The sequence below is a fragment of the Micromonospora sp. NPDC051296 genome (assembly GCF_040682255.1).
Taxonomy (GTDB): Bacteria; Actinomycetota; Actinomycetes; order Mycobacteriales; family Micromonosporaceae; genus Micromonospora; species Micromonospora craterilacus.
Map to the genome: position 1 here is coordinate 1 of NZ_JBFBAO010000510.1, position 3,912 is coordinate 3,912.

The 3,912-nt window shown below is 71.2% G+C and carries 6 protein-coding genes; 4 read left to right on the forward strand and 2 right to left on the reverse strand.

Features of this window, described 5'->3' with window-relative positions:
- A partial coding sequence (locus tag AB0M52_RS31980; RefSeq protein WP_363961422.1) for a UbiA family prenyltransferase occupies positions 1 to 420 on the forward strand: 420 nt, incomplete at its 5' end.
- A 25-nt stretch (positions 421 to 445) separates the two neighbouring features.
- Here AB0M52_RS31980 and AB0M52_RS31985 read toward each other — a convergent pair.
- Positions 446 to 1,432 (reverse strand): terpene synthase, encoded by a 987-nt coding sequence (locus AB0M52_RS31985; protein WP_363961424.1) that lies wholly within the window; start codon positions 1,430 to 1,432, stop codon positions 446 to 448.
- 190 nt (positions 1,433 to 1,622) lie between these two features.
- On the opposite strand from AB0M52_RS31985, the gene AB0M52_RS31990 reads away from it, so the two are divergent.
- Complete coding sequence (locus tag AB0M52_RS31990; protein WP_363961426.1) at positions 1,623 to 2,252, forward strand: UbiX family flavin prenyltransferase; 630 nt, start codon at positions 1,623 to 1,625, stop codon at positions 2,250 to 2,252.
- A 30-nt stretch (positions 2,253 to 2,282) separates the two neighbouring features.
- Here the strand turns inward: AB0M52_RS31990 and AB0M52_RS31995 are convergent, their stop codons facing one another.
- The gene (locus AB0M52_RS31995) at positions 2,283 to 2,549 is read right to left on the reverse strand and encodes a BldC family transcriptional regulator (RefSeq protein WP_363961428.1); all 267 of its coding nucleotides are present in this window, start codon (positions 2,547 to 2,549) and stop codon (positions 2,283 to 2,285) included.
- A gap of 269 nt (positions 2,550 to 2,818) precedes the next feature.
- Between AB0M52_RS31995 and AB0M52_RS32000 the strand changes: the two genes are divergently transcribed.
- Together AB0M52_RS32000 and AB0M52_RS32005 are read left to right on the forward strand one after the other, a co-directional pair.
- A complete protein-coding gene (locus tag AB0M52_RS32000; protein WP_363961430.1) occupies positions 2,819 to 3,277 on the forward strand; it encodes an Lrp/AsnC family transcriptional regulator in 459 nt (152 codons plus the stop codon).
- A gap of 22 nt (positions 3,278 to 3,299) precedes the next feature.
- Positions 3,300 to 3,912, forward strand: a 613-nt coding sequence (locus AB0M52_RS32005; protein WP_363961432.1) for a pyridoxal-phosphate dependent enzyme, incomplete at its 3' end; no start/stop codon positions are given.

A 3,912-nucleotide genomic window follows, 5' to 3' on the forward strand; every position in this document is an offset into this window, starting at 1 on the left:
GTGACCGGCACGTTCGCCGGCTCCTGGCCGGCCTTCCTGCTCGGCGCGGCCGTCGGCCTGTGGATCGGTGGCTTCGACCTGATCTACGCCTGCCAGGACGCCGAGGTGGACCGGCAGATCGGCGTGCACAGCGTGCCGGCCCGGTTCGGCCTGCGGTTCGCGCTGTACGCCTCCACCGTCGCGCACGTGGTGACCTTCGGGCTGTTCCTGTGGTTCGGCGTGCTGGTCGGCTTCGGCTGGCTCTGGTGGATCGGCCTGGCGCTGACCGCGGTCGCCTTCGGCTACCAGCACCTGGTGGTGACGCCGACCGACCTGAGCCGGGTCAACCGGGCGTTCTTCACGGCCAACGGCTTCGTCGGCATCGCGCTGTTCGCCTTCGCCCTGCTCGACCTGGTGTTCCGGCTCGGCCTGCGCCCCTGAGGGCGGGGGTCAGGAAGCGACCCGCCTACCTCGTGGCGTAGCGGGCGCTCTCCAGGGTCCAGTCGATGGTGCCGCGCACGGCGCGGGCCACCCCGTCGAGATGGGCGGTGACGGCACCGTCCAGCGCCGGGCCGAACGACGGCACCGTGGCGCGCAGGGAGGCGAACTCGCGCATCGACTCGTGCCAGCGCTGGGCCACCAGCTCGACCGCGGTGTCCACCGGCACGCGGCGCTCGGCGGCCTCCGCCAGCACCAGGTTGTGCCCGCCGGAGGTGGCCGCGTCCCGTTCCAGTGAGGCGATGTCGTTGTACCAGGAGAGCAGGTCGTTGCCGTGGTCACGGAGCCGGCGCAGCAGCGGGTGGTGGTAGACCGGGTCGGGTAGCGGCCGGCCGGTGACGAACTCCACCAGCGGGTACGACACGTACGCCGCCGAGGTGGCTCGGCGCAGCTCGACGTACTCGGCGACGCCGGGCCGGTGACCGGTGGCCTTGTTGGCCGCCTCCTGCCAGGTGCCGTCGAGGTGTTGGGCGACCGCGTCGGCAAAGCGCAGCCGCCAGCGTGCGGTCATCCGGTGGCGCGGCTCGCGCCATGCGCTCACCAGCAGCCGGCGCAGCGGACCGTCCAGCCCGGCGTGCCGCAGCCGGGCACCACCGTGCAGCAGCGCCACCGCGCCGTTCCGCAGCCCGCGGATCTCGTCCAGGCCGAGCCGGCCCGGCTTGTCGCAGGCATCGTCGACCAGGAAGAACCAGGTGAACAAGGCGGTCAGCGTACGCAGGTCGGGCTCGCTGGCGTCGGGGTAGAGCCGCCCCGCGTAGCGGGCGAAGCCGGACCGGGCCAGCCGTTCGCGGGTCGGTGCGTCCATCGGCAGCCCGGTCTGCGGCAGCCAGGTGACCAGCCACCCCTGCACGTCGTCGGCGTACGGCGAAAGCCGGGGCGGAATCGGGCAGGCGGCGCGCAGCGACGGCAGGATGTCGGAGGCGGCGCGCGGCGACGGCCGGAAATCTTCGGTCATCCCGGATCCTTCCCGCGCGTCTCGCTCCGGCGCGAATCGCCTCCGGCAGCATGCCAGGTCGCTGTGGCCCCCGCATTCCGGCCGGACATCGGCGGCGTAACGGCTCAGCTGCCGAGGATCAGGGACGGGTCGGACAGTTACCTCCGGGGGTGGCCGCCCGGCGTCGGCGACGACCAGGCAGGCTGGAGACATGCGCGAACCATGGGTGGTCGGGGTGTCCGGGGCGTCCGGCACGCCGTACGCGGCTGCGGTCGTCGGCGGGCTGCTCGACGCCGGGGAGCCGGTGGACCTGATCGTCTCCCGGGCCGCCCGGCTGACCATCCTCGACGAGACCGGACGGCCGTTCCGCGACGCGCACTGGGCCGATGACCTGGCCGCCTGGCTCGGCCGGGACCTCGACGGCGCGGACGTCCGGCACTGGACCGCCGGTGACCTGGCGGCCGGGCCGAGCAGCGGCTCGTATCCGGCCCGCGGCATGGCGGTGGTACCCGCCAGCACGGCGGCCTGCGCCGGAATCGCGATCGGCCTGTCGAAGGACCTGTTGCAGCGGGCTGCCGAGGTCAACCTCAAGGAGCGCCGGCGGCTGGTCGTGGTGCCCCGCGAGACGCCGGTGACCCGTAGCCACCTGGAGCATCTGATCGCGTTGCACGACGCCGGCGCGGTGGTGCTACCGGCCAGTCCCGGCTTCTACGGCGCGGGCGCCGCCGCTTCTGCGGCGCAGCTCGTGGACTTCGTGGCAGGCAAGGTGCTCGATGCCCTCGGTGTGCCACACACCCTGTTCCGTCGCTGGGCCGGAAAGTTGAACGCGGACCGGACCTGACGACCGGTCCGCGTCCCGATCCGCACCCTTTCAGTACATGCCGGCGTTGGCCGGGCCGGGGCCGGTCGAGGCGGCCGGCCCGGTATTGCGTGGCCTGCCCATCTCGTCCGCCTCCTCCAGCATGCCCTCCCCCTCAAGCAGAGCTCGCACCTCGGATTCCCGAAACCGGCGATGCCCTCCTGGAGTCCGGATGCTGCCGATCCGGCCCGCCGCCGCCCATCTGGTCACAGTCTTCGGGTCAACCCGAAACAGCGCGGCGACTTCACCCGGTGTCAGCAGGCGATCTCCAGTGTCCACAGCCCCCTCCTCGCGTCGACGAAGCCCCCGGCTGAACACACTGCCCCCGGCCGGTGCGAGCCCAGAGCCGTCATGAGGGACGTATGGCAATTACAGCACCAGCGACCTGGCCTGTCCGCCAAACGCGAAAAACGCACTGAGTGGGAAGTTAGTAAATGATACCGGCGCTGCGGCCTCCGAACCCTGGGTATGCGAACTGTAACCCTCAGCAACATTCAACGGATGTCGGCGTCCGGGTGTTACGCGGCAGCGACTAGGGTCTACAGTCCGTGGACGCCATCGACCTCAGCCTCGTGGACCTTCTCCGTGGCAACGCCCGCCTGTCGTACGCCGAGCTGGCCCGGCAGGTCGGCCTCTCCGCGCCGGCAGTGCACGAACGGGTCGGCAAGCTGGAGTCCGGCGGGGTCATCCGGGCGTACCGCGCAGAGGTCGAGCCGGACACCATCGGGCTGGGCGTGACCGCGCTGATCGGCATCGTGGAGGACTCCGGCGCGGACACCGACGACGTGCTGGAGGCGTTTCGCGCCATCCCGGAGATCGAGTCCTGCTACTTCATGGCCGGGGTCGAGTCCTTTCTGCTCAAGGCCCGGGTGGGCACCATCGCCGAGTTGGAGCAGCTGATCGTACGGCTCAACCGGACGCCCGGGGTCAACTCGACCCGTACCAGCATCGCCCTGTCGACCAAGTGGGAGAACCGGCCACAGCCGGTGGCCCCGCCGGCCTCCTGAGCCGGCTTGCTACGTTCGGAACGTGACTCATCTGGACCGGTGTGACGAGACCAGCCGGCGGTGGGTGACCGAGGCGATCGCGGCCGTCGAGGCGGACGCGAACCGCTCCGCCGACACCCACCTGCTGCCATTCCCGCTGCCCAGAGCGTGGGGGATCGACCTCTACCTCAAGGACGAGTCGGTCCATCCCACCGGGTCGCTCAAGCACCGGCTGGCCCGCTCGCTGTTCCTGTACGGGCTCTGCAACGGCTGGATCGGCCCGGACACCACCATCGTGGAGGCGTCGTCGGGCTCCACGGCGGTCTCCGAGGCATACTTCGCCCGGATGCTGGGGCTGCCCTTCATCGCGGTGATGCCCGCCTCCACCTCCCCCGAGAAGATCGCCCAGATCGAGTTCCAGGGTGGCCGGTGCCACCTGGTCGCGGACCCGGCGAAGGTGGTCATCGAGGCGCGCTGGCTCGCCGAGGACTCCGGCGGGCACTTCATGGACCAGTTCACCTACGCCGAGCGGGCCACCGACTGGCGGGGCAACAACAACATCGCCGAGTCCATCTACGCGCAGCTCGCCCTGGAGCGCCATCCCGTACCGGCCTGGGTCGTGGTCAGCGCGGGCACCGGCGGCACCAGCGCCACCA

Excerpts from the sequence above, each read along its gene's own strand:
- AB0M52_RS31985 (WP_363961424.1), bottom strand. The coding sequence starts at position 1,432 with ATGACCGAAGATTTCCGGCCGTCGCCGCGCGCCGCCTCCGACATCCTG.
- AB0M52_RS31990 (WP_363961426.1), top strand. The coding sequence starts at position 1,623 with ATGCGCGAACCATGGGTGGTCGGGGTGTCCGGGGCGTCCGGCACGCCG.